This is a genomic window from Enterobacter sp. WI-ESBL-E8 (assembly GCF_053364895.1).
On sequence record NZ_JBRWXJ010000001.1, the window covers coordinates 3,603,597 to 3,627,897 of the forward strand.

Annotated in this window: 21 protein-coding genes; 4 read left to right on the top strand and 17 right to left on the bottom strand. The window is 59.2% G+C overall.

All coding sequences use genetic code 11. The annotated features are described in order from the left end of the window. Positions 1–32: 32 nt before the first annotated feature. Positions 33–500 carry a DUF6130 family protein gene (locus tag ACWHWP_RS17030; protein WP_059312592.1) on the top strand — a complete coding sequence of 156 codons (468 nt, stop codon included), beginning with the start codon at positions 33–35 and terminating at the stop codon, positions 498–500. An 11-nt stretch (positions 501–511) separates the two neighbouring features. Continuing rightward, positions 512–1,255, top strand: coding sequence for an alpha/beta fold hydrolase (locus tag ACWHWP_RS17035; RefSeq protein WP_059312593.1), 744 nt, complete (start codon positions 512–514; stop codon positions 1,253–1,255). 89 nt (positions 1,256–1,344) lie between these two features. On the opposite strand, the gene iolB is transcribed toward ACWHWP_RS17035, so the two are convergent. The 10 genes from iolB to ACWHWP_RS17085 all read right to left on the bottom strand — a co-directional run bounded on the left by iolB (position 1,345) and on the right by ACWHWP_RS17085 (position 14,425). Further along, positions 1,345–2,169 (bottom strand): 5-deoxy-glucuronate isomerase, encoded by an 825-nt coding sequence (gene iolB / locus ACWHWP_RS17040; protein ID WP_447856054.1) that lies wholly within the window; start codon positions 2,167–2,169, stop codon positions 1,345–1,347. A 9-nt stretch (positions 2,170–2,178) separates the two neighbouring features. Further along, a complete protein-coding gene (iolE, locus tag ACWHWP_RS17045) occupies positions 2,179–3,069 on the bottom strand; it encodes a myo-inosose-2 dehydratase (protein ID WP_047360346.1) in 891 nt (296 codons plus the stop codon). Between the two features lie 11 nt (positions 3,070–3,080). Then, on the bottom strand, positions 3,081–4,985 hold the full coding sequence (locus ACWHWP_RS17050) for a bifunctional 5-dehydro-2-deoxygluconokinase/5-dehydro-2-deoxyphosphogluconate aldolase (RefSeq protein ID WP_447856055.1): 1,905 nt from the start codon (positions 4,983–4,985) through the stop codon (positions 3,081–3,083). A gap of 12 nt (positions 4,986–4,997) precedes the next feature. Further along, the gene (locus tag ACWHWP_RS17055) at positions 4,998–6,131 is read right to left on the bottom strand and encodes a Gfo/Idh/MocA family protein (protein WP_447856056.1); all 1,134 of its coding nucleotides are present in this window, start codon (positions 6,129–6,131) and stop codon (positions 4,998–5,000) included. 8 nt (positions 6,132–6,139) lie between these two features. Beyond that, positions 6,140–7,168: an ABC transporter permease gene (locus tag ACWHWP_RS17060; RefSeq protein ID WP_059312098.1), complete on the bottom strand. Its 1,029-nt coding sequence runs from the start codon at positions 7,166–7,168 to the stop codon at positions 6,140–6,142. An 11-nt stretch (positions 7,169–7,179) separates the two neighbouring features. Next, positions 7,180–8,727, bottom strand: coding sequence for a sugar ABC transporter ATP-binding protein (locus ACWHWP_RS17065; RefSeq protein WP_447856057.1), 1,548 nt, complete (start codon positions 8,725–8,727; stop codon positions 7,180–7,182). Between the two features lie 48 nt (positions 8,728–8,775). Then, the gene (locus ACWHWP_RS17070; protein ID WP_021241824.1) at positions 8,776–9,705 is read right to left on the bottom strand and encodes a sugar ABC transporter substrate-binding protein; all 930 of its coding nucleotides are present in this window, start codon (positions 9,703–9,705) and stop codon (positions 8,776–8,778) included. 31 nt (positions 9,706–9,736) lie between these two features. Then, positions 9,737–10,723 carry an inositol 2-dehydrogenase gene (iolG, locus tag ACWHWP_RS17075; RefSeq protein ID WP_042715811.1) on the bottom strand — a complete coding sequence of 329 codons (987 nt, stop codon included), beginning with the start codon at positions 10,721–10,723 and terminating at the stop codon, positions 9,737–9,739. A 259-nt stretch (positions 10,724–10,982) separates the two neighbouring features. Next, complete coding sequence (gene iolD / locus ACWHWP_RS17080; RefSeq protein ID WP_447856058.1) at positions 10,983–12,908, bottom strand: 3D-(3,5/4)-trihydroxycyclohexane-1,2-dione acylhydrolase (decyclizing); 1,926 nt, start codon at positions 12,906–12,908, stop codon at positions 10,983–10,985. An 11-nt stretch (positions 12,909–12,919) separates the two neighbouring features. Then, positions 12,920–14,425 carry a CoA-acylating methylmalonate-semialdehyde dehydrogenase gene (locus ACWHWP_RS17085; RefSeq protein ID WP_447856059.1) on the bottom strand — a complete coding sequence of 502 codons (1,506 nt, stop codon included), beginning with the start codon at positions 14,423–14,425 and terminating at the stop codon, positions 12,920–12,922. A gap of 292 nt (positions 14,426–14,717) precedes the next feature. Between ACWHWP_RS17085 and ACWHWP_RS17090 the strand changes: the two genes are divergently transcribed. After that, complete coding sequence (locus tag ACWHWP_RS17090; RefSeq protein WP_023338648.1) at positions 14,718–15,551, top strand: MurR/RpiR family transcriptional regulator; 834 nt, start codon at positions 14,718–14,720, stop codon at positions 15,549–15,551. 71 nt (positions 15,552–15,622) lie between these two features. On the opposite strand, the gene ACWHWP_RS17095 is transcribed toward ACWHWP_RS17090, so the two are convergent. The 7 genes from ACWHWP_RS17095 to guaB form a co-directional block, all read right to left on the bottom strand. After that, a complete protein-coding gene (locus ACWHWP_RS17095) occupies positions 15,623–16,003 on the bottom strand; it encodes a DUF1641 domain-containing protein (protein ID WP_447856060.1) in 381 nt (126 codons plus the stop codon). Next, positions 16,003–17,199: an NAD(P)/FAD-dependent oxidoreductase gene (locus ACWHWP_RS17100; protein ID WP_447856061.1), complete on the bottom strand. Its 1,197-nt coding sequence runs from the start codon at positions 17,197–17,199 to the stop codon at positions 16,003–16,005. Before ACWHWP_RS17100 ends, ACWHWP_RS17095 begins: the two co-directional genes overlap by 1 nt. Before the next feature lie 204 nt (positions 17,200–17,403). Continuing rightward, the gene (locus tag ACWHWP_RS17105) at positions 17,404–17,778 is read right to left on the bottom strand and encodes a YcgJ family protein (protein WP_447856062.1); all 375 of its coding nucleotides are present in this window, start codon (positions 17,776–17,778) and stop codon (positions 17,404–17,406) included. A 364-nt stretch (positions 17,779–18,142) separates the two neighbouring features. Next, positions 18,143–18,649, bottom strand: a complete 507-nt coding sequence (locus tag ACWHWP_RS17110; RefSeq protein WP_447856063.1) for an HNH endonuclease — start codon at positions 18,647–18,649, stop codon at positions 18,143–18,145. 152 nt (positions 18,650–18,801) lie between these two features. Further along, positions 18,802–19,242, bottom strand: a complete 441-nt coding sequence (locus ACWHWP_RS17115) for a DUF6389 family protein (protein WP_447856064.1) — start codon at positions 19,240–19,242, stop codon at positions 18,802–18,804. A 408-nt stretch (positions 19,243–19,650) separates the two neighbouring features. After that, positions 19,651–21,228 (bottom strand): glutamine-hydrolyzing GMP synthase, encoded by a 1,578-nt coding sequence (guaA, locus tag ACWHWP_RS17120; RefSeq protein ID WP_023300703.1) that lies wholly within the window; start codon positions 21,226–21,228, stop codon positions 19,651–19,653. Between the two features lie 67 nt (positions 21,229–21,295). Further along, positions 21,296–22,762, bottom strand: coding sequence for an IMP dehydrogenase (gene guaB, locus ACWHWP_RS17125; RefSeq protein WP_023333022.1), 1,467 nt, complete (start codon positions 22,760–22,762; stop codon positions 21,296–21,298). Positions 22,763–22,921: 159 nt separating this feature from the next. Between guaB and xseA the strand changes: the two genes are divergently transcribed. Then, positions 22,922–24,295: an exodeoxyribonuclease VII large subunit gene (gene xseA, locus ACWHWP_RS17130; protein ID WP_063427883.1), complete on the top strand. Its 1,374-nt coding sequence runs from the start codon at positions 22,922–22,924 to the stop codon at positions 24,293–24,295. Positions 24,296–24,301: the final 6 nt, after the last annotated feature.

Below are 24,301 nucleotides of genomic sequence, written 5' to 3' on the forward strand. Positions count from 1 at the left end.
TCGCCATTCAGAACCGATGAGGAGAGAAACCGATGATCCGCCGTTATTTACTGTTCCCATTATTGGCCCTGGCGTCGTCCAGCGGCGCCTGGGCCACGCCTCTGGACAACCTGAGCGCCGCCGACGTGAACGGCCCTGCTGCCGTTGCCCCGCTGCAACGCCCGCAGCCGCCGGCAAAACTGATTGTCGATCCGCCCCTTGCCGGCCCGCTGAGCAAAGGCGCGGTGTTCATTCAATATCGGACCGAAAACCTGCGCATCGAGCCGGTATTCGGGCCCGAGGCGCTCAGGGTCGCCCCGCGCATCGGGCACATTCACGTGGTGGTGGATGACGCGCCGTGGCACTGGGCTGACGCCAGCGGAGAGCCGGTGATCCTGGTGGGGCTGCCCGCCGGCAAGCACAAGGTGACGATTATTCTGGCCGACCCGACGCACAAGCCGCTCGACCACAAAACCATTGAATTCACCGTCCCGCCCCACGCGGCGGTTCACCATTTTTAAGGAGCCCCAGAATGAAAGCACTGACTGTACTGACGGCAGGCCTGCTGGCGCTTTCCGCCAGCGCCTTTGCGGAGAGTAAAACCAGCGTGGTGCTGGTGCACGGCGCGTTTGCCGACGGCAGCAGCTGGAATAAGGTGATTACCCTGCTGCAGAAACAGCACGCAGAGGTCATTGCCGTGCAGCTGCCGCTCACGTCGCTAAAAGATGACGTTGCCGCCACGCGGCGAGCCATCGCCCGCGCCCAGGGGGATGTGGTGCTGGTAGGCCACTCCTGGGGCGGCACCGTGATTAGCGAAGCGGGCAACGATGCGCGGGTAAAATCGCTGGTTTACGTGGCGGCATTTGCGCCGGACTCCGGGCAGTCGACGGCAGATCTGGCGGGAAGCTTCCCCGCGCCGCCGGGCAGCGCGGGCATCGCCAAAACGGCGGACGGCTATTTATATCTGCCAACGGACGCCGTCAGGAAGGATTTCGCGCCTGACGTGAAACCGGGTGAACAACAAATCATTGCGGCCACGCAGGGGCCAATAAAGGGCGACGCTTTCGCAGAAAAAGTGACTCACGCCGCGTGGCACAACAAACCGAGCTGGTACGTGGTGAGTCAGAATGACCGGATGATTAACCCGGCGCTTGAACGCGCGATGGCGAAGACGATCCACGCGAAAACCACCGAGGTGTCGGCGAGCCACGTGTCGATGGTGAGCCAGCCGGACGCCATCGCCCGGACGATTGAGCAGGCGAGGCGGATGCACTGAGGACAATTTGCCCGGCGGCGCTGCGCTTGCGCGGGCCTACGGTTTCGTAGGTCGGGTAAGCGCAGCGCCACCCGACAAGAAAGGCCGCCTCAGTTGCCCCTCTGCGCGGGATAATCGCTATTAATCCACGCGTGGTCCTCTTCCCAGGTGAACATCCATTTTCGCACCGGCCCGGCCATCACGTTGAGGTAATAGCTGTCATACCCGGCCATCGTCGCCACCGGATGGTAGCCCTTCGGCACCATGACCACATCGCGGTTATAGACCGCCATACACTCATCCAGCGTTCTGTCGTCGGTGTAGACGCGCTGCATGCAGAACCCCTGCTCCGGGTTGAGGCGATGGTAGTAGGTCTCTTCCAGGTACGTCTCCTGCGGCGGATTATCCGTGTCGTGCTTATGGCTCGGGTACGAGCTGGTGCAGCCCTCATTGGTCCACACCTCCACCACCAGCAGGCTGTCGGCGGGCTTGTCTTCCGGCAGAATGTTGTGCACGTAGCGCTGGTTGTTGCCCTTGCCGCGCGCCTCACCGTCGATATCCTGCGGGGCAATCAGCCGCGTAGGGTACGTGCCTTTGCCGGGGGCGGTGCAGACCGCCAGCTCCAGCTTCGTCAGCGCCTTCACCTGCACCGTCTCCTGCGGGGTGACGTAAACCGCCCACGGCTTGATGCGCTCGAACGGGCTCATCCGCTCGCCGATGTCGTTAAACTGCGCGGAAGGCGTGCTGATGGAGGCGCGTCCGGCGACCAGCACCAGGCAGCGCTCTTCGCTGACGGCAGGCAGCGTTAGCTGCTGCCCCTCCTGCAGCTCATACGCCTCAAAGCCAACATATCCCCAGCCGGCGCTTTCCGGCGTGACGGACTGCGTGCGCCCTTCACCGTTCGGCTGTTGCCAGCGTGATAACAGACGTGACATGTCGCCTCCTCAGATAAGCCCGGCGTCGCGCGCCAGGCGGCTCAGGTTGTTATACCCCAGACGGGCGTAGGTCAGCGGATGGGCAATCGCCGGATCCTGCTCGGCCTCCACCACCAGCCAGCCGTGATAGTCCTGCGCCTTCAGCAGCTGCATAATCGGCGGGTAATCCACGCAGCCGTCGCCCGGCACGGTAAACACGCCGCTCAGCACCGCGTCGAGGAAGCTGGTTTTGCGGTTTTTCACGTCCGCCAGCACGTCGGCGCGCACGTCTTTGCAGTGAACGTGGTTGATGCGCGACGCCCACCGCTGCGCCACCGCCAGCGGATCGGCTCCGGCAAAGGTCAGATGGCCGGTGTCCAGCAGCAATCCAACCTCCTCTCCGGTGTGGGTCATCAGATTGTCCACGTCGTCGGCAGACTCAATCACCGTGCCCATGTGGTGATGGTAGGCAATCTGGACTCCCTGCTGCTGGGTGTAGCGGGCAAACTCGGTGAGCTTCTCGCCGTACTCTTTCCAGCGGGCCTGCGGGAAGCGCGGGCGCAGGTGCACCGGGGTTTGCTGCTCGCCGTGAATACAGCCGCTCACTTCCGCAAATACCAGCACCTTCGCCCCCAGCTCGCGCAGCAGCGTCAGGTGGGACTGCACGGCGGCGATCTCCTCCTCCACGCTGCGCTCCAGCAGGCGGCCGGAGTACCAGCCGGAAACCAGCTGCAGGTCGTGGCGCTGCAGGATGGGGCCGAGCAGGCGCGCTTCGCGCGGGAACTTATTGCCCAGTTCGAAACCGGCGAAACCGGCCTCTTTCCCTTCGCTCAGACAGGTCTCCAGCGGCGTCTCCGCGCCGAGAGAAGGCAGATCGTCGTTCGTCCACGTCAGCGGGTTAATGCCCAGTTGTACACTCATTGTCGTCTCCATTATGCGTGTCCGCGCTCGCGCCACCAGGCGATGAGCTGCAGGTAGTTGTCCCGGATGCGCGCCACCAGCTGCGCATCGTCAATATCGTGCTTCAGCCACGCGCGGGAAGCATCGCCAAACAGCGTGCGCCCTACGGCGAAGCCTTTTACTACCGTCTGCCCCGCTGCGGCTTTGAAGTCGGCGCGCAGCTGTTCTGCCGGCGCGTCCAGGCCGAGGATCACCACCCCGCGGCAGTGCGGGTCCCGGCGTTCGATAATCTCGCTCAGCGCCGTCCAGCCGTCGGCCGAGAGCGGCGGCAGCTTCCACCAGTCCGGGTAAATGCCCAGGTTGTAGAAGCGGGAGATGGCGCGCAGGTAAAGCTCGTCGCTGCGCGGCATGCTGGCGGGCAGGATCACCTCCAGCAGCAGCTCGTGTCCGGACCGGCAGCAGGCGTGGTACACCTCGGCGATTTTCTGCTCCTGCTCCAGGCGCAGGCCGTGGGCGTCTTCCGGATGGAAAAAGACCAGGCACTTCACCACGTGCTCCTGAGGCCAGCTGATAAGCTGGGTGCCGATGTTGCCGTGCTCCATCTCCAGCGGCCGGGAGCCCGGCAGCTCGATGGGGCGGCCAATCCACCACCCTTCCCCGGTGATCGCGTTCAGCGCGTCCTGACCAAAGGTGCCGTCGCACAGCAGGCCGGCTTTGCCCTCCAGCCCCGCGCGGCTCGCCGCCTCGCGGCTGGCCTGCAGGATCAGCTGCTTCAGAGCCGGAATGCGCTTAAGCGACGCGCCGCACTGCATCGCCATATCCTCAAGCTGGCTGCGGTGGTCGAAGGCCATCACGCACAGCTCCGGCCACTCGCGGCGGCGCGTGGTCACCCGGTGGAGATGGTTAAGACGCGGATCGAGATCCGGGCGCGGCACATCCGCGGCGCGGGAGAGATAGTCATCCAGCTCGATTTTGCTCGGCATCGCCGGGGCGCAGCCGTGGCGCGAGACTACCAGCGCGCCGCAGGCGTTGGCGTAGCGGCACGCCTGCTCCCAGCCCTCGTCGTTCAGGTAGCCGCGCAGCAGGCCGGACATAAACGCGTCCCCCGCGCCGAGGACGTTCAGCACCTCCACGCGCACGCCGGTCACCGTCAGGCCGTCGTCCAGCCGGGGCGGAATGGCGTCGGTATAGACCGAACAGCCGAGCGCGCCGCGTTTGCAGACCAGCGTTGCCTCACTGACGACGCGCACCTGCCCCAGCGCCTGCAGGGTATCCGTGCTGCCGCCCGCAATGTGAAACTCCTCTTCGGTGCCGACAATGACGTCGAAGAGGTGCAGCACCTCCTGCAGCTCGCGGGTGACCTTATCGGCGGCGATAAAGCGCGTTTCGCCGTCGCCTAAGGCGGTCAGCCCCCACAGCACCGGACGGTAGTCAATGTCCAGCACCGTGCGCACGCCATGACGGCGGGCATAGCCCAGCGCCGTCAGCACCGCCTCGCGGGTCTGCGGATGAGAAAGGTGGGTCCCGGTGATGGCAAGACAACGTGCGGAGGCGATGTAGCGTTCGTCCACATCGCTGGCCGTAATGGCCATATCCGCGCAGTTATCGCGATAAAAAATCAGAGGAAAGGTGTCCCGGTCTTTAATGCCGAGTAGCACCAGCGCCGTGAGGCGTTCTTTATCGGTAATCAGATGGCTGGTATCGCAGCCCACCTGGTTGAGCTCTTCCCGCAGGAAGCGGCCCATATGTTCATCGCCGACGCGCGCCAGCATCGACGAGCGCAGGCCCTGGCGCGCGGTGCCGTACGCCACGTTGCCGGACGACCCGCCGAGGTATTTGGCGAAGCTCGAGACATCCTCAAGACGGGCACCAATCTGCTGGCTGTAGAGGTCTACCGCCACGCGGCCCATGCATATCACATCAAACTGCTTTTCCACGTTGATACCTCATCAGACAATGTCGTTCACGTTCAGCCAGCGGCCTTCCCGGTGCGAGAGCGCAATCGCGTCCAGCACGCGCGACACCTTCCAGCCCTCTTCGAAGTCCGGCCACATCGGCGCGTCGGCGGCAATCCCGTCCACCAGGTCGCGCACCTCCACCGTTTTTTGGTCGTTAAAGCCAATCCCGTGGCCCGCGCCCATGCAGAACGCGGCGTAATCCGGGTGCGCGGGGCCAACGAGCAGCGTGCGGAACCCCTGACGGTTCACCGGATCGTCATGCAGATAGAGCTTCAGCTCCGCCATGCGCTCCTGGGTGAAGCTGATGGCGCCTTTCGTTCCGGTAATGACGTACGACAGTCCCATCTTGCGGCCGCAGGCGACGCGGGAGGTTTCAATCACGCCCTGCGCCCCACCCGCGAAGCGCACCATCGCGTGGGCCTGATCCTCGTTTTCGACGGCAATCATCTCCGACGATCCGGCCTTCACCGGTCGTTCCGGGACCACGATCTTCAGGTCGCCGCAGACCTGCTCGATATCCCCCACCAGGTACTGGGCCATATTGACGATATGCGCCGCGAGATCGCCCAGCGCCCCCAGCCCGGCGGTCTCCCTGAAGCAGTGCCAGTGAATGGGCGAGAGCGGGTCGGCCATGTAGTCTTCGTTGTGGGTGCCGTAGAAGTGGATCACCTCGCCAATCTCGCCGCGGGCGATAATCTCCTTCGCCAGCTGCGCGGTCGGGTTCTTCATGTAGTTGAACCCCACCAGCGTTTTCACCCCAGCCCGCTTCGCGGCGTCGACCATCTCGCGCGCATCGTGGGCGTTAAGCGCCAGCGGCTTCTCCGAGTAGACGTGCTTGCCGTGGCGGATCGCCTCCAGCGCCATCTCTTTATGCAGGTGGTTAGGTGAACAAATATCCACCACGTCAATAGCCGGGTCGGCCACCAGCGCCCGCCAGTCCCCGGTGGAGCGGTTGAAGCCAAACGCCCGCGCGCGCTCTGCCGCCAGCTCCGGCGTGACTTCCGCCACCATCTCGCGCACCAGCCTGCCGCGCAGGTTGAACACCGTCGGGGCCTGGGCATAGGCGATAGCGTGCGCCTTGCCGATATACCCGGTGCCAATCAATCCAATACGAACCTCTTTCATCGTGATCCTCACAGTGCGCCGCGACGGCTCTTGGCGTAGGTGTCAAACGCCACCGCCAGAACGATAATTAATCCGGTGATAATCTGCTGGTAGTAGGCCGAGACGTTCATCAGCACCAGGCCGTTAATCAGAATACCCATGATGATGGAGCCGATAACGGTGCCGCCGATGCGCCCGTAGCCGCCCATCAGCGAGGTGCCGCCAATCACCACCGAGGCGATGACGCGCAGCTCAAAGGAGATCCCGGCGACCGCCTCGGCGCTCCCCAGACGCGCGCTCAGAATGAAGCCCGCCAGCCCCGCCAGACAGCCAATCAGCACGTAGACGCTGACCAGCACGCGCTTGACGTTCACTCCCGCCAGGCGCGCCGCCTCCGGGTTGCCGCCGATGGCGTAGACGAAGCGGCCCCAGCGGGTTTTATGCAGCGCCAGATAGCCGCCGATGGCGACAATGGCGAAGATCCAAATTGGAATGGAGATACCGAGCAGCTCCCCGCGTCCCCACCAGCGGTAGCCTGGGTCGAAACCGGCGATCGGCGCGCCGTCGTTAATCACCAGCGTCAGGCCGCGCCAGATGGTCATCCCGCCGAGGGTGACGATAAACGGCGGCAGGCGCAGGCGGGTTACGCCCAGGCCGTGCAGGAAGCCAATCGCCGTGCCCATCGCCAGACAAATCCCCAGCCCGATTAGCCAGCTCATGCCGCCCCAGGCGTTCGGGTCGACGGTGGTGAAGTTGTCGCCCTTAATCACGTACGCCGCGGTCATGGCGCACACCGCCAGAATGGAGCCGACGGAGAGGTCAATCCCGGCGGTCAGGATGACGAAGGTCATCCCCACGGCCATGATCCCATAGATAGAGACTTCGGTCAGAATGTTGAAAATATTGCGTTCAGAGAAAAAGTTGCTGTTCTGCGACTGAAAGAAGATCAGCAGCAGGATCATGAAAATCAGCACCCCGAATCGCTCGAAGAAGGCGATGGGATCGATGCGTCCGGCGCGTTTGACCGGGGCCTGCGTTTTAGAAATCATCTGCGTCATGAGAAACTCCGTTATGCCGCGTTCAGGGCGTTGTGGTTGATGGCCATCATCGTCATCAGCCGTTCTTCGTTAGCGTCGTCACCGTGGATCTCGCCGGTTACCCGGCCTTCGCTGAGGGTGATGATCCGGTCGGACACCGCCATCACCTCAGGCAGATCGGAGGAGATCACGATCACCGCCACGCCCTTTTTCGCCATGTCAAACAGCACCTGGTGCACTTCCGATTTGGTCCCCACGTCGATGCCGCGCGTCGGCTCATCGACGATCAGCACCCGCGGATTGAGCGCCATGCAGCGAGCGAGGATCACTTTTTGCTGGTTGCCGCCGGAGAGCTTGCGCACCTCCTGCTCGCTGTTGACCATTTTGATCTGCAGCGCTTTGCGGTAGGACTCAATCAGATCGTCCTCTTTGCGGGTATTGACGAACCAGCGCCACTGCAGCAGCGAGGAGAGACAGGAGAGCGACAGGTTGTCGCGAATCGACAGCCCCAGCACTGCCCCCTCTTTTTTGCGATCTTCCGGCACCAAAGCCACGCCCTGGTCGAGGGCATAAAGCGGGTCGCGCGGCTGGTACGGCACGCCGTCCAGCTCAAAGCTTCCCGAGGTAAACGCGTCTGCGCCAAACAGGCAGCGCGCCACCTCGGTGCGCCCCGCGCCCACCAGCCCGGCAATGCCTAAGACTTCCCCGGCGTGAACGTGGAAGCTGATGTCATGCAGAGCGATACCGTGCGGATCGAGCGGCGGCTTTTCGCGGCTCAGTCCCTTCACCGCCAGGCGGACGGGTTTGTCCTCATGATGCGTTTCGCTGGCCGGACGACGGTTAAAGGCCACGTCGCGCCCGACCATCAGGCGGATCAGCTGTTCGACGTTGGTCTCAGCCACCGCGCCGGTGCCGGTGAAGCGGCCGTCCTGGAAAACGGTGAAGCGATCGCAGAGCTGGAAAACTTCATGTAGACGGTGGGTGACGTAGATAATGCTCACGCCGCGGTTTTTAAGCTCGCGCACCACGCGGTGCAGACTTTCCACCTCGCTGTCGCTTAGCGCGGCAGACGGTTCGTCCATGATGATTAGCCGGGCGTTGAGGGTCAGCGCCCGGGCGATCTCCACCATCTGCTGCTGGGCGACGCTCAGGCGGGCGACCGGCGTGGTCGGCGCGACGTTCAGCTGCAGGTAATCGAGAATGACCTTCGCCTCCTGGTTGACCGCCTTTTCGTCGACGATCAGGTTACGCCTGCGCGGCTCGCGCCCGAGAAACATGTTTTCCGCGACGGTCATGTTGGGCAGCAGGTTGAACTCCTGATAGATGGTGATAATGCCCTTGTTCTGCCGCTCCACCGGGGAGTCGTCCACCGGCAGCGCTTCGCCGTTGAACCAGATATCGCCGCGCGTTTGCGGCTGCGCGCCCGCGAGCGCCTTCAGCAGCGTGGATTTTCCCGCCCCGTTTTCCCCCAGCAGGGCGTGAATTTCTCCGCTGCCGACTGTCAGCTGAGCGCTGCTCAGCGCCCAGACGCCGGAAAAGCTTTTTGCCAGGTCGGTCACGTTCAGTAAGGGTTGCGACATCGGTCTGCTCCTCCTCATGATGAGCCGCCAGAGGCGGCTCGGGACATATTAGTTACCGGCCTCACCGATACGCTCGGCCTGCTGCAGGTTCTCTTTGGTGATCAGCGTCGGCGGGTAGTCGGCCCCGGTTATGGCTTTCTTCTCGCGCACGTTAGCCACCAGCTGGCTCATTGCCGTCTGCACCGCAAAGCCCGGACGCTGATCCGCCGTCACCGCCAGCCAGCCATCGCGCACGCGGGCCAGCGCTTCCGGTACCGCATCAAAGCCGGTCACGAGGATCTCGCCCGGCTTCACGCCCTGGCTCTGCAGCGCTTCAATCGCCCCCAGCGCCATGTCGTCGTTGGCGGAGAGGATCACCTGCGGGCGTTTTGGCAGCGAAGGCAGAACGCTTTCCACGATGCGCATCCCTTCTGAACGCATCCAGTTCCCGGTCTGATCGGCGACGATCTTGTACTTATCCCCGCCCGCCTTCAGGCTGTCGCGGATCCCTTTGGTGCGTTCAATATTGGAGGAGGAGCCCGGCTGGCCGGTGAGCAGAATGATCTCCGCGCCGTTGGGGAATTTGGTTTTGACGAAGTCGCCAATCGCCTGGCCGCCCTTGTAGTTGTTGGCGCCGAAGTGCGGCACTTTTTTCTGGCTGTCGACGGAGCGGTCAAGAGTGACGACCGGCAGCTTCGCATCCTGAATTTCATCCACTGCGCTGGAGACCGCGTTCACGTCGTTCGGGGAGACGATAAAGCCCTGCGCCCCGCGGGTAATGGCGTTTTCCAGATCAGCCACCTGCTTCGGTGAGCTGCCCTGCCCATCCAGCACCTGAAGCTTCACGCCCATCTCTTTTGCGGCTTTCACCGCCGTGCGCTGCATGTGAACTTCAAACGGCATGGCCAGGTTTGGCGTACTGAAAACAATTTGCTCGTTTTCGGCGAGGGCGGCCCCGGACGTCATGGCGATGAGGGCGGCTACGATCAGTTTTTTCATTATTATGTCTCTCTGTGTAGGGTGGTTGTGTTTAGAGGACGATCTCGCGCTGGCTACGCAGCGACTCCAGCGCTTTATCCGCAAGGTACAGCGCACGTTCACCATCATCGCCGCTGCAGTCAGGCACCGCTTCGCCGCGCAGGACCGCAACAAAGTGTTCCCATTCCGCGGCGTAAGCGGATTTGTAGCGCTGCAGGAAGAAGTGTTCCGGCAGCGCGCTGGTGCAGCCCTGTTTGCCGTAGTGCTGCACCTGGTTTTCCAGAATGTTGCCCGCGCACAGCAGCCCTTCGGAGCCGTGCAGCTCCAGGCGCTGGTCATAGCCATACGAGGAGCGGCGGCTGTTAACGATGGTCGCCATCGCGCCGGAGGCATATTTCAGAACGATAAACGCGGTATCGATATCCCCCGCCTCGCCAATCGCCGGATCCACCAGGTTGCTGCCCTGGGCATACACCGACACCGGCTCTTCGCCCATGATGAAGCGCGCCATGTCAAAGTCGTGGATGGTCATATCGCGGAACATGCCGCCGGAGACGCGCACGTACTCCGCAGGCGGCGGAGACGGATCGCGGGAGATGATGAGCAGCGATTCCGGCTTTCCGATGCGCCCGGCTTGTGCGTCGGTTTTCACGCGGCGGAACTGCGGGTCAAAGCGGCGGTTAAAGCCGATGAAAAGCGGCACGTCGTACTCTTTGACCACCTTCAGGCAGTCGCGCACGCGGGCGAGGTCGAGGTGTACCGGCTTTTCACAGAAGATGGCCTTGCCGTGGCGGGCGGCCATTTCAATGAGGTCCGCGTGGGTATCGGTCGCGGAGGCGATCAGCACGGCGTGAACGTTAGGGTCGGTCATCGCCTCATCCAGGCTCTGCTGGCGGGCCTGATACTGCGCGGCGAGACGGGTGGCAAATTCCTGATTCGGGTCAACCACGGACCAGAGCGTGGTCGCGCCGTGGCTGGCGATGTTAGCTGCATGTACCTGGCCAATTCGGCCAGCGCCCAGTAAAGCAATGTTAAACATAACGGCTCCCGGTGTTGGTGAATGCTGTGAACTAACGACCCTATAAATAAAACATTTATTTCATTTTTATAAATAGTGAAAATTATGTTTTTGAGTGTGGGTTAACACTTTTGAGATGAATGAGATAAATTTTGTTATCAATCTCACAACATGGGAGAGAGGACATCTTCCCCTCACCCCGGCCCTCTCCCTGTGGGAGAGGGTTAGGGTGAGGGGGAAGAAGAAAAATGAAATGAAAATTTCGTTACGGCGGGAAAACTCAATACTGGCGGGCTTTTTTCACCTGCGCCTGGGTTTGCTCCGCGGCTTCGCGCACGGCAGAAGACGCCGCCACCTGCGCATCACCGGTTCGCCACCAGGAGGCGTAATCGTGGGTCATGGTCTTCGGCAATACCTTGATGTCCAGCAGCGTCGGGCCCGGATGCGCGCGTGACGCCTCCAGCGCCGCCAGCAGGCTTTGCTCGTCGTTTACCCGCCACGCGCGGCAGCCGTAGCTTTCCGCGTTTTGCGCAAAGTCGACCTTCACCAGCGGCCCGTCAAGCCGCCCGGTTTCCGGGTTGCGACGGCGGTTTTCCGTGCCAAAACTGCCCATGCCGTGCCCCATCTGCAGGTTGTTAATGCAGCCGAAGCTGGCGTTATCAAACAGCAGAACGGTAACCTTAATGCCCTCCTGCACCGCGGTTTGCAGCTCGGAGTGCAGCATCATGTAGGAGCCGTCCCCCACCATGGCGTACACCGGCTGTTCGGGTCTGGCGAGCTTCGCGCCGATGGCCGCCGCAATCTCGTAGCCCATGCAGGAGTAGCCGTACTCCAGGTGATAGCTGTCCGGCGTTTTGACCTGCCAGAGGCGCTGTAAATCACCCGGCAGCGAACCAGCCGCGCCCACCACGATAGCGTTATCCTCCACATGCTGGTTAATCAGCCCCAGCACCCGCGTCTGGGTCAGCCGGGTGTTGAGCGCCTCGCCGTATTCCGCCAGCTGCGCGTCCAGGTGCCCCGCCACTTCAGGCGCGTCGTCAGGACGCCACTGGCGATCCCACAGGCGACGGCACTCGTCGCGCCAGGCGGATTTCGCCTGGGCGATCGCCTCCCCCCAGCCGCTGCGGTAATCCCTGAGCGCGTGGGTCAGGGCCTGTAGCCCGGTTTGAGCATCGGCAACCAGCGCGGTGGCGTCCAGCTTCAGGGCATCAAACTCGGCCACGTTCAGCAGCAGGAATTCAACGTCCGGGTGGGAAAAGAGCGCCTTGGAGCCGGTGGTAAAGTCGGTCAGGCGCGTGCCGATGCCGATCACTAAATCCGCCTGTGGCGCGAGCTGGTTGGCGGCCATTCCGCCCGTCACGCCTATACCGCCCAGATTAAGTGGGTGGTCACTTACCAGCGCCCCCTTTCCGGCCTGGGTTTCGGCAAACGGCAGCTGCAGCGTCTCGACAAATTCGCGAAACGCCTCATGCGCGCCGGAATAGCGCACGCCGCCGCCGCACACCACCAGCGGACGACGCTTGCGGGCGATCAGCGCCCGCGCCTGCGCCAGACGCTGCGGATCGGGCGGACGGCGCTCGATGTGGTGCACGCGACGCGCGAAGAAGCTCAGCGGATAGTCCCAGGCCTCCCCCTGCACGTCCTGCGGCAGGCAGATGGTCACCGCACCGGTATTCGCGGGGTCAGTAAGCGTTCGCATCGCGCTTAACATGGCGCTCATCAGCTGCTCGGGACGGTTAATGCGGTCCCAGTAGCGGGAGACCGGGCGGAAGCAGTCGTTGGTGCTGATGCTGAGGTCGTGATACTGCTCGATCTGCTGCAGCACCGGGTCCGGCTGGCGGCTGGCGTAGATATCTCCCGGCAGCAGCAGCAGCGGAATGCGGTTCGCCGTGGCGGTTGCCGCGGCGGTCACCATATTGGCGGCGCCCGGCCCGACGGAGGAGGTGACGGCAAAAATACGCTGACGGCGGTGCTGTTTGGCGAACCCCGTCGCCATATGGGCAATGCCCTGCTCGTTGCAGCCCTGCATCACCCGCAGATGTCCCGGGTCCTGCTCGAGCGCCTGGCCGATACCGAGCACGTTGCCGTGACCAAAGATGGTGGCGACGCCCTCGACAAAGGGCGTTTCGTTGCCATCCACGCTGACGTACTGTTGATTCAGGAACCGGACCAGCGCCTGGGCCATGGTCATACGTTCGATTTGCATAAAACCTCCTGTCAGCCCAGCGTCGGCATGGAGAACGCAGCGCCTGTCTCCTGCTGCATTTCCGGCCAGCGCGCGGTGATGGTTTTCATTCGGGTGTAGAAACGCACGCCGTCGTTGCCGTGGACGTTGAGCGCGCCAAAGATGGAACGCTTCCAGCCGCCGAAGCTGTGGAACGCCATCGGCACCGGGATCGGCACGTTGACGCCCACCATGCCCGCCAGCACCTCTTCGCAGAAGCGGCGCGCGCAGCCGCCGTCGCGGGTGAAAATGGCCGAGCCATTACCATATTCATGGTGGTTAATCAGATCCACCGCGCTGGCGTAATCTGCTACGCGCACCACAGAAAGCACCGGGCCGAAAATTTCTTCTTTATAGATTGTCATCTCCGGGGTGACGTTATCGAACAGCGTTGGCCCGACGAAGTAGCCCTGCTCGTGCCCCTTCACGCTGAAGCCGCGGCCGTCCACGCGAAGCTTTGCCCCCTGCGCTTCCCCGCTGTCGATATAGCCCAGCACCTTGCTGCGGTGCGCGGAGGAGATAAGCGGCCCCATTTCGTTTTCCGGCGTCTGGTCCAGACCCGGCCCAACGCGCAGCGCGGCAATCTGTTTCTCCAGCCGGGCGCAAAGGTCATCGGCGGTTTTATCCCCCACCGCCAGCACCACCGAGAGCGCCATGCAGCGTTCCCCCGCCGCGCCGTAGGCCGCGCCCATGATGGCATTGGTCGCCATCTCCATATCGGCATCCGGCATTAAAATGCAGTGATTTTTCGCGCCGCCCAGCGCCTGACAGCGCTTGCCGTGGGCGGACGCGGTCCGGTAAATGTATTCCGCAATCGGCGTGGAGCCGACAAAGCTCACCGCCTGCACGCGCGGGTCGGTCAGGAGCACGTCAACGGACTCTTTATCGCCCTGCACCACGTTGAAGACGCCGTCCGGCAGGCCGGCCTCTTTCAGTAGCTGCGCCAGCGCGAGCGCCAAAGAAGGATCTTTTTCCGACGGCTTCAGCACGAAGGTGTTGCCGGTCGCCAGCGCAATCGGGAACATCCACATCGGCACCATCGCCGGGAAGTTAAACGGCGTGATGCCGACGCAGACCCCGAGCGGCTGCATCAGCGAGTGGCTGTCAACGCCGGTGCCGACGTTCGCCGAGTGTTCACCCTTTTGCAGATGCGGGATACCGCAGGCAAATTCCACCACTTCCAGGCCGCGGGTCAGTTCGCCCACCGCGTCGGAGAAGACCTTGCCGTGCTCTTCGCTGATGATGCGGGCCAGGCGCTCCATGTTCTCCTCCAGCAGCGCCTTAAAGCGGAACATCACGCGCGCGCGCTTCAGCGGAGCATGGCGCGCCCACGCCGGAAACGCCTGCTGCGCGGCGGCAATAGCCTGCCCGGTTTCCCGCGCCGTACTCATCACCACCTGGCGGATCTGCTCGCCGGTGGCCGGGTTGAAGATCGCCTGAACGCGCTGGCCTGAACCGGTGACACATTCGCCGTGAATAAAATTCGCTACCGTCTCCATCCTTAACCTCTCGCTGTTGATACGAAACTGTGACCTGAACACTCTGTACAGAACACTATATATGAAACAAATATTCCATTTTAAGTTGAAATAAAATAAATGATGATTATTGTGATCAAGGATGGATTTTTATGTTAACAGCCAGCAACACTGACCCCGCGTGCGCTATTAAGACTTTTCGGGCGAGGAAATGACTGAAGCTTCTGTTTCATTTTTGCTGCCAGATGGATGGCCGACATTTAAAAAACGCGGTTTTGCGTTTAGAATCATATGACTGTATTTGGGGGATAACATGACGACAGCAACCAGCCTGAACGAACTGCAGCAGCAAATCCGCGATCGCTACGATAGCCTGAGCAAGAGGCTGCAGCAGGTCTCCCGCTACGTGCTGGATAACACCAACAGCGTTGCCTTTGATACGGTTGCCGTCATTGCCGAGCGCGCCGACGTGCCGCCGTCGACGCTGATCCGCTTTGCCAACGCCTTTGACTTCACCGGCTTCAACGAAATGAAACAGCTGTTTCGCATGAACCTGGTGGAGGAGACCGCCAGCTACAGCGACCGCGCCCGGCTGTTCCGCGAGATGGAGAGCGAGGCCGTGCCGGAAACGCCGCTCGATATCCTGCAGGAGTTTGCCCGTTCAAACGCCCAGGCGCTGCAGCAGCTGGCCGCCCGCGCCGAACCGGAAATGCTGGAGCGCGCGGTACAGCTGCTGGCCGACGCCGACACCATCTACATCGCCGGACTGCGCCGCTCCTTTAGCGTCGCGGCCTACCTCACCTACGCCCTGAGCCACCTCGAGTGTCGCCCTATCCTGCTCGACGGCATGGGCGGCATGCTGCGCGAGCAGATCAGCCGCATCAAGGCGCGCGACATTGTGGTGTCGATCAGCTTCTCGCCGTACGCGGAAGAGACGGTGATGGTGAGCGAAACCGCCGCCAGCGTCGGCGCGCGGCAGATCGTGATTACGGACAGCCAGATAAGCCCCCTGGCGACGTTTAGCGATCTCTGCTTTGTGGTGAAGGAGGCGCAGGTGGATGCGTTCCGGTCTCAGTCGGCAACGCTGTGTCTGGTGCAGTCGCTGGTGGTGGCGCTGGCGTATCGGCTGGGTGGCGGGGAGAAATAGCCCCGGTGCAGTTTGGTGGGCCGGGTAAGGCATAGCCGATACCCGACCGCCTGAAGAGCATCAGCCAGACATTAACGACTCCTTATTTCGGGGCAATCAGCATAACTGACGGAAGAAAGGGAATTCAGACGTTGCCCCGTAATCTGTAACACCCGCAATAGAAGCATGATGCCGCGGCGGGTATCAGGATCGTTGAGCGCGGCGAACACCTGCCGAAGCGAGATATCCCCTTCCCGGTTAACCTGCTCACCCCACGCCATGCGTAGCGCGGTTCCGCCTTCCCAGCCGACGGTGACCACATCTTCAAAAACGCCAGCCAGTTTTTCGACCATCGCGTTATCGGTCATTTCCAGCAGGTCTGCTACTACGGCGAGCAGATCAACCAGATTATTCAGACGATTGCCTGCCATCAGCGGGGCGAGGCTTTTTAATAACTGTTCCTGGTCACTCATCAGAACATCCCCCTCACGACACCCCAATACAGTCCGCGGTTGAAGCCGTTTCGCAGAATTCCGCCAAGTTTAGTGGCAGGCATGGGCGTGACATCGTTGCGATAGTCATACACCAGCGGCATGCCCGCCCAGAGCCCCATCTGCGCAACCGCCTGAACCCGCCCGTCGTAGTGGTTACCGCTTCCGGGCGGTCTGCCATACAGCTCCGCCACAATGTTGTCAGCAATGATGGGCGCCTGGTTGTGGCATGACCCTCCCGCTTTACTGATCGGCAGATCGACGGTATCGCCGATCACATACACCCCTTCCAGGCCGTAGACGCCCAGCGTTTGGTGATCCGTCGGCAGCCAGCCTTCACCGTTATGAACCTCACTGAGGCCCGTATTACGCACTGCTTCTACTGCCCTGATGGGAGGCGTTGCCATCAGGATGTCGAAGTTCTGTGAATCGCCCTCGGCGGAATAAGCAATTTTGCCGTCAGGGTCGACATGGCTTAAGGTAAAGCCGCGCTGATGCTGTATTCCTTTGGCAGCAAAAATATCACCCAGCGCCTCCCCAACCGGACGCTGCAGGAACAGACAGTTTCGCAGCAACTGCGCTACGGTCGGATAGGTGTAAACAATCTCAACCTGATTACGTACGCCGCGCTGGCGCAGATAGTCATCAACCATCAGCGTGGTTTCAATGGGGGCGATGCCGCACTGATGGGGAACATTCGGCGTTTCCGGGAAAGAGACGGTAATAAATATTCGCCCCTTTTTAATGGTGGAGAGCTTATGCGCTAATTGTCTTGCCGCCGCGTATTGATAAAAATGATCGCCCGCTTCGGCAAGGCCAGGGATTTTTTGGGGGAAAGGCGTGCAGCCGGTTGCGATAACCAGCAGGTCCCAGTCGTAATATTGCTTACTGGCACCGTACAGTCGACGCTGTTTAAAATCGAAGGATTCAATCTTATCGGTAATAAATCGAATTTCCGGACTCAGTAATTGCCGTTCAGGCCGTGCCAGTTCATGGTGGTGGAAGAGGTTAAACGCGACATACATAAACGCCGGTTTGTAGTAATGCACCGGCGATTCGGAGATCAGCATCAACTCCACCTGACCGGCAGCAATTTCACGCCGTAATTTTCTGGCCAGCAGGTTGGCGACAATCGTCCCTCCCGTGCCGCCGCCGACAATAATTATGCGGTTTTTCATTCCTTTATTCGCTCATGGTAGTGAATGGGAATTCACGTAACCAGACCGCTTCACTGTTACGCTCAGCTAAAGGGTAGTAACAGAGTAATATTCCTCAATGCAACCTTTAACGAGAAATTTAATTTTGATAACCACATCATTATTTATAATATATACTGCAAAATATAATTTATATTCCTATAACGTAGTCTCTTTTCATCACCATTATTCGCCAAAGAGCAGCTTTGTGTACTTTTTAGATATAGCCCCGGAGCGCTGTCCGTTCGCGCCATAATAGCGATCTTCACGGCACAGTCGTTCCTTCACATCGCAGAAAATGCCGTTGGCAAAGGTGAATTCGGTCAGATCGACATTGCTCGACGTGAACACCTCGTTTGCAGCAGCCTTCTGACCGAGATATGTCTCTGTCAACTCGCGGGATATCCCCTTGTCATTGGCGCATACATATCGGTCGCAGAGCACGCCCGATGCTGGCGACTTGAGCCTGGCGGGAGTACTGGCCTGGGCGGACATGGCGGACGCGGCCAGCAGCGCGGCCAGCAGCGCGGCCACAGAGCATGCGAGTATTAACTTGTTCAAGATGATAATCTCCGTTGGTTAATGAGTGTCGGCTTTGCAGCGGCGCGGTGGAACCATCATGAGGGTGAAAAAACCTGCATGGTTCTGAGTTTCAGCATGAAAGGCCCCGTTTAGCTTTTTGGTGACCTAACAGTTGTCGCAAGTTCGGCTCGGAGGCAATTGTAAGGGCCCTATCCAGGTGAGTCATGTGATTTTAGAGACCTGAACTACGATGCTCTAAAAGGTGTGGGCTTGTGGGGCGGGTTAGGTCCGGTATGAGCGAGGAGCGGACATATCCTTAAAAGAAAAATTCAAATCTAATGTAAAATAAAATTTAACATTTAATGGACTGGTTAACCTGGATAACTGTAAGTAATTTAATTCATCAAACAGTCTGAATAAATATTTTTTTCAAAGCTTCCCTAATAATATACACCTTGGTTGCATCAGAATATCTACCACCATGTGTTCCTGCTTTTTTGAACAACTCACTGAAAATTTCTTTAATAAAAATTTCATTAATTGTCATTTGAGTTTCTTTATTATATTTATCCATTTCCTGCTGGATTAGTCTTAACAAGCTTTCCATTTCAGTAGGTTGCTCATTCATCCATTCAATAAGCGCAGTTTCATTAGCAATATCTGGGCTTTCTCTATGGCATTTACTGCATAGCAGAATATAATTTGAGACATCATTACTTCCGCCTAGTGAGTGAGGGATAATATGCGCCCTCTCCAATTTTGAGGATTCGCGGCCACAGCATACACATACATTAAAATCACACGCATTATCATAGCGCGTATCATCCAAACCTCTTTGAATTCCGTTGTCAATCCAGTACTGCCAGATCATTTTTTTACTTGGTGCATTTTGTCTAGGAACTACTGCCATATTACTGCTCCTCAAGAATTCAAACAGTTGATGAGAGATAAGCTGACCTGCGCCCTATAGATTAACACACTACGCTGTTAGTAACGTCCACGTCTGACACAGAGCGGAAGCTAACCGAATCGTAGGTCTGCTTTGAGCGAGGAGCGGACAATTCATTTGCTCAATGGTATAAGATCTGTTGAAGAACATTCGTCTCCAAATACATATCCTGGAATTTTCAGACCTCCAGACAAATTCCATATTATCTTGACCCAATCAATACTAACTTCAACAATCAAGTCATTGATCGAAAATGAAGCTTCGTCAGGATCTAATATGGGTACATTTGGATGTAATTTGCCCTCGATTACTTTTACATCAAAAAGTAATCGATAATCTGCTATAGCTTTGTTGAGAACATACGGGTCTGGGCCACAAAGATGAACCATGACAGAAAACATTCCGTCCTCATCCTGATTAGGGTGAATACCGACTTCGACTGACTTAGCTTTTTCTGGAAGGTTAGTCTTGATCTTAAAGATCATATCGACTGCACTTTGTGTGTAGCTTTTTAAAGTGCCTTGCAACATTTCTCTATATTCAGTCTTCGTCAAACCTTACGTCTCCCTAATTTTTGCCAGTCAAGCTGATACATAAGTGGCTAAGGTTTTTAACTTTTCCCTAATCGTAATCAGCCCTACATAATTTAGCATATTTCGTCACAACAACTTCCCCTCCTGGCACTAACCTGACAACGCCAGAGCGAGAAGCGACAGGTCAGCGGTAATGGTAACATCCATAAACCACATGGTTATTTTCTTTGTAACGATTATCTTTCGTCTTGAATTGGCGCAGCATGGGATCCGGTGTAATCCATAGTTTTACCGATAAATCATCCCTCTCAAACTACCACGTTTAAACCACGCATGGTGTTGCCTGCCATGGCCCAAAAAAAAGCCCGCAATCCGCGGGCTTAGAGATAATTTAGAACCTGTTAGTACCAGACATTTCCGGTTGGGAAATCACTCCCACTCAATCGTAGCTGGTGGCTTACCGCTGATGTCATACACCACGCGGGAAATACCGTTCACTTCGTTGATGATGCGGTTAGACACGCGGCCCAGGAAGTCATACGGCAGGTGCGCCCAGTGCGCGGTCATGAAGTCGATGGTTTCCACCGCACGCAGGGAAACAACCCAGTCGTACTTACGGCCATCGCCCATCACGCCAACGGAGCGAACAGGCAGGAACACGGTGAACGCCTGGCTCACTTTGTTGTACAGGTCAGCTTTGTGCAGCTCTTCGATGAAGATAGCGTCCGCGCGACGCAGCAGGTCGCAGTACTCTTTCTTCACTTCGCCCAGCACGCGCACGCCCAGACCCGGGCCCGGGAACGGGTGACGGTAGAGCATGTCGTACGGCAGACCCAGTTCCAGACCGATCTTACGCACTTCGTCTTTGAACAGCTCGCGCAGCGGTTCAACCAGGCCCATCTTCATCTCTTTCGGCAGGCCGCCCACGTTGTGGTGAGATTTGATGACGTGTGCTTTACCGGTGGCGGAGGCCGCGGATTCGATCACGTCCGGGTAGATGGTGCCCTGCGCCAGCCACTTCACGTCTTCCAGCTTCAGCGCTTCTTCGTCGAACACTTCCACGAACACGCGACCGATGATCTTACGTTTCGCTTCCGGATCGTTCTCGCCTTTCAGGGCGTCCAGGAAGCGCTGCTCGCCTTCCACGTGAACGATGTTCAGACCGAAATGGTCGCCGAACATGTCCATTACCTGCTGGGCTTCGTTCAGACGCAGCAGACCGTTGTCCACGAAGACGCAGGTCAGATTTTTACCGATGGCGCGGTGCAGCAGCATCGCGGTCACGGAGGAGTCCACGCCGCCGGAGAGGCCGAGGATCACTTTGTCATCGCCAACCTGCTGGCGGATACGCTCAACGGCGTCGTCGATGATTTTAGCCGGGGTCCACAGGGCTTCACACTGGCAGATGTCACGCACGAAGCGCTCCAGCATGCGCATACCCTGACGGGTGTGGGTCACTTCCGGGTGGAACTGCACGCCGTAGAAGCGTTTTTCTTCGTTCGCCATGATCGCGAACGGGCAGCTTTCGGTGCTGGCAACGGTCACGAAGTCAGACGGGATGGCGGTGACTTTGTCGCCGTGGCTCATCCACACGTCCAGCAGCGGTTTGCCGTCTGCGGTCAGGGAGTCTTCGATACCGCGCACCAGCGCGCTGTCGGTGACGACTTCTACCTGTGCGTAGCCAAACTCGCGCTCGTTAGAGCCTTCTACGTGGCCGCCCAGCTGCATTGCCATGGTCTGCATACCGTAGCAGACGCCGAATACCGGCACGCCAGCTTCGAACACGTACTGCGGCGCGCGCGGGCTGTTCGCTTCGGTAGTGCTTTCCGGGCCGCCGGACAGGATGATGCCGCTTGGATTGAATTCGCGAATCTGTGCTTCCGTGACATCCCATGCCCACAGCTCACAGTAAACGCCCAGTTCACGTACGCGACGCGCCACCAGCTGAGTGTACTGCGAACCGAAGTCCAGGATGAGAATGCGATGTTTATGAATGTTTTCCGTCATTGACGCTAATTCCGAGGCAAGTGAAACAAAAACAGAGCGCCCGGCAGAAGCCGGGCGCGGAAACTTATCAGGAGCCCAGACGGTAGTTCGGGGACTCTTTGGTGATCGTCACGTCGTGAACGTGGCTCTCCTGGATACCCGCACCGCTGATGCGTACGAATTCCGCTTTAGTACGCAGCAGGTCAATGGTACCACAGCCGGTCAGACCCATACAGGAGCGCAGGCCGCCCATCTGCTGGTGAATGATCTCTTTCAGACGGCCTTTATACGCTACGCGACCTTCGATACCTTCCGGCACCAGTTTGTCTGCGGCGTTATCGGTCTGGAAGTAACGGTCAGAGGAACCTTTGGACATCGCGCCCAGGGAGCCCATACCGCGGTAAGATTTGTAAGAACGGCCCTGGTAGAGTTCGATTTCACCCGGGGATTCTTCGGTACCGGCCAGCATGGAGCCGACCATTACTGCAGCTGCGCCCGCGGCGATCGCTTTGGCGATGTCGCCAGAGAAGCGGATACCGCCGTCAGCGATAACCGGAATACCGGTACCTTCCAGCGCTTCTACCGCGTCAGACACGGCGGTGATCTGCGGAACGCCCACGCCGGTCACGATACGCGTGGTACAGATAGAGCCAGGACCGATACCCACTTTCACCGCGCTGCAGCCGGCGTCTGCCAGCGCGCGAGCGCCTGCTCCAGTGGCCACGTTACCGCCGATGATCTGCAGGTCAGGGTATTTGGCACGGGTGTCGCGAATACGCTGCAGAACGCCTTCGGAATGGCCGTGAGAGGAGTCAATCAGCAGGACGTCAACACCTGCGGCAACCAGCGCGTCAACGCGCTCTTCGTTACCGGCACCGGCGCCAACCGCAGCACCGACGCGCAGGCGGCCATGCTCGTCTTTACAGGCGTTAGGTTTACGTTCTGCTTTCTGGAAATCTTTAACGGTGATCATGCCGCGCAGGTGGAAGCTGCTGTCGACAACCAGCGCTTTTTCAACGCGTTTTTCGTGCATTTTTGCCAGCACCACGTCGCGGGTTTCGCCTTCGCGAACGGTAACCAGACGCTCTTTTGGCGTCATGTACACGCTGACAGGCTGGTTCAGGTCAGTCACGAAACGCACGTCACGACCGGTGATGATACCGACCAGCTCGTTCTCTTCGGTCACAACCGGGTAACCGGCGAAGCCGTTACGTTCGGTCAGGGCCTTCACTTCGTGCAGGGTGGTGGTTGGCAGAACGGTCTGTGGATCAGACACGATGCCGGATTCATGTTTCTTCACACGGCGAACTTCTTCCGCCTGACGTTCGATAGACATGTTTTTGTGGATAAAGCCAATGCCGCCTTCCTGTGCCAGGGCAATAGCCAGGCGCGCTTCAGTCACGGTGTCCATTGCCGCGGAGAGCATAGGAATGTTCAGGCGAATGGTTTTCGTCAACTGCGTGCTGAGATCGGCAGTATTCGGCAGAACGGTGGAGTGAGCGGGAACGAGGAGGACGTCGTCAAACGTCAGTGCTTCTTTAGCGATACGTAGCATGGGCAATATCTCTGACCTGGGTGGTTAAATATTGCCGTGGCATTATACAGAGCGTAACCGATTGCATCTACACTTTTTTGAAAAAAATGCTTGCGATTGCCTCTCAGCAGGTTACTATCGACTGAATAACTTGCTGATTTAGAATTTGATCCCGCTCACATGTTATCCTCTCAATCCCCCTCAATTTATACCGTCAGCCGCCTGAATCAGACGGTGCGTTTGCTGCTTGAGCAGGAAATGGGGCAGGTCTGGATCAGCGGTGAGATCTCTAACTTCACGCAGCCCGCTTCCGGCCACTGGTACTTTACTTTAAAAGACGACACCGCCCAGGTGCGCTGCGCCATGTTCCGCAACAGCAACCGCCGCGTGACGTTTCGTCCTCAGCATGGCCAGCAGGTACTGGTGCGCGCCAATATCACATTGTATGAACCGCGCGGCGACTACCAGATCATCGTCGAGAGCATGCAACCTGCGGGCGAAGGCTTACTCCAGCAGAAGTATGAACAGCTTAAGGCTGCGCTTTCGCAAGAGGGGTTGTTCGACCAGCAGTATAAAAAGCCCCTGCCCTCACCAGCCCACTGCGTTGGGGTAATCACTTCGAAAACCGGTGCCGCGCTGCACGATATTTTGCACGTGCTCAAGCGTCGCGACCCTTCCCTGCCCGTCATTATCTACCCGACCGCCGTACAGGGTGACGACGCGCCAGGCCAGATTGTGCGCGCCATTGAACTGGCGAACGCCCGTCAGGAGTGCGACGTATTAATCGTTGGGCGCGGCGGCGGCTCGCTGGAAGACCTGTGGAGCTTTAACGACGAGCGCGTGGCGCGGGCGATTTTCGCAAGCCAAATCCCTGTTGTGAGCGCCGTCGGCCACGAAACGGACGTAACGATTGCGGATTTTGTCGCGGATCTACGCGCGCCTACGCCGTCCGCAGCGGCGGAAGTGGTGAGCCGCAACCAGCTGGAGCTGCTGCGTCAGCTTCAGAACGGCCAGCAGCGCCTGGAGATGGCGATGGACTACTTCCTCGCCAGCCGTACCCGCCGCTTTACCCAGATCCATCACCGTCTTCAGCAGCAGCACCCGCAGCTGCGTCTGGCGCGTCAGCAGACCGTGCTGGAACGTCTGCGCCAGCGCATGAGTTTTGCGGTGGATGCGCAGCTTAAGCGCGCGGTCTCGCGCCAGCAGCGCGCTACGCAGCGCCTGAACCAGCAGAACCCGCAGCCGAAAATTTATCGCGCGCAAACGCGGATTCAGCAGCTGGAGTATCGTCTGGCGGAAACTATCCGCGCGCGTCTGAGCACCACCCGCGAGCGTTTCGGCAATGCGGTGACCCATCTTGAAGCGGTCAGCCCCCTCTCCACGCTGGCGCGCGGCTACAGCGTGACGACGGCGACGGACGGCAAAGTGCTCAAGCAGACCAAACAGGTGAACGCCGGCGATGTGCTGACAACCCGCCTGTCGGACGGCTGGGTAGAAAGCGAAGTGAAATCAATTAAACCGGCGAAAAAGCCGCGTCAGCGAAAAACCGGATAATTCTTC

What these genes read in the sequence shown, in the direction of transcription:
- ACWHWP_RS17030 (WP_059312592.1), top strand. Translation starts at nt 33, where the DNA reads ATGATCCGCCGTTATTTACTGTTCCCATTATTGGCCCTGGCGTCGTCC.
- ACWHWP_RS17035 (WP_059312593.1), top strand. Translation starts at nt 512, where the DNA reads ATGAAAGCACTGACTGTACTGACGGCAGGCCTGCTGGCGCTTTCCGCC.
- iolB (WP_447856054.1), bottom strand. Translation starts at nt 2,169, where the DNA reads ATGTCACGTCTGTTATCACGCTGGCAACAGCCGAACGGTGAAGGGCGC.
- iolE (WP_047360346.1), bottom strand. Translation starts at nt 3,069, where the DNA reads ATGAGTGTACAACTGGGCATTAACCCGCTGACGTGGACGAACGACGAT.
- ACWHWP_RS17055 (WP_447856056.1), bottom strand. Translation starts at nt 6,131, where the DNA reads ATGAAAGAGGTTCGTATTGGATTGATTGGCACCGGGTATATCGGCAAG.
- ACWHWP_RS17060 (WP_059312098.1), bottom strand. Translation starts at nt 7,168, where the DNA reads ATGACGCAGATGATTTCTAAAACGCAGGCCCCGGTCAAACGCGCCGGA.
- ACWHWP_RS17065 (WP_447856057.1), bottom strand. Translation starts at nt 8,727, where the DNA reads ATGTCGCAACCCTTACTGAACGTGACCGACCTGGCAAAAAGCTTTTCC.
- ACWHWP_RS17070 (WP_021241824.1), bottom strand. Translation starts at nt 9,705, where the DNA reads ATGAAAAAACTGATCGTAGCCGCCCTCATCGCCATGACGTCCGGGGCC.
- iolG (WP_042715811.1), bottom strand. Translation starts at nt 10,723, where the DNA reads ATGTTTAACATTGCTTTACTGGGCGCTGGCCGAATTGGCCAGGTACAT.
- iolD (WP_447856058.1), bottom strand. Translation starts at nt 12,908, where the DNA reads ATGCAAATCGAACGTATGACCATGGCCCAGGCGCTGGTCCGGTTCCTG.
- ACWHWP_RS17085 (WP_447856059.1), bottom strand. Translation starts at nt 14,425, where the DNA reads ATGGAGACGGTAGCGAATTTTATTCACGGCGAATGTGTCACCGGTTCA.
- ACWHWP_RS17090 (WP_023338648.1), top strand. Translation starts at nt 14,718, where the DNA reads ATGACGACAGCAACCAGCCTGAACGAACTGCAGCAGCAAATCCGCGAT.
- ACWHWP_RS17095 (WP_447856060.1), bottom strand. Translation starts at nt 16,003, where the DNA reads ATGAGTGACCAGGAACAGTTATTAAAAAGCCTCGCCCCGCTGATGGCA.
- ACWHWP_RS17100 (WP_447856061.1), bottom strand. Translation starts at nt 17,199, where the DNA reads ATGAAAAACCGCATAATTATTGTCGGCGGCGGCACGGGAGGGACGATT.
- ACWHWP_RS17110 (WP_447856063.1), bottom strand. Translation starts at nt 18,649, where the DNA reads ATGGCAGTAGTTCCTAGACAAAATGCACCAAGTAAAAAAATGATCTGG.
- guaA (WP_023300703.1), bottom strand. Translation starts at nt 21,228, where the DNA reads ATGACGGAAAACATTCATAAACATCGCATTCTCATCCTGGACTTCGGT.
- guaB (WP_023333022.1), bottom strand. Translation starts at nt 22,762, where the DNA reads ATGCTACGTATCGCTAAAGAAGCACTGACGTTTGACGACGTCCTCCTC.
- xseA (WP_063427883.1), top strand. Translation starts at nt 22,922, where the DNA reads ATGTTATCCTCTCAATCCCCCTCAATTTATACCGTCAGCCGCCTGAAT.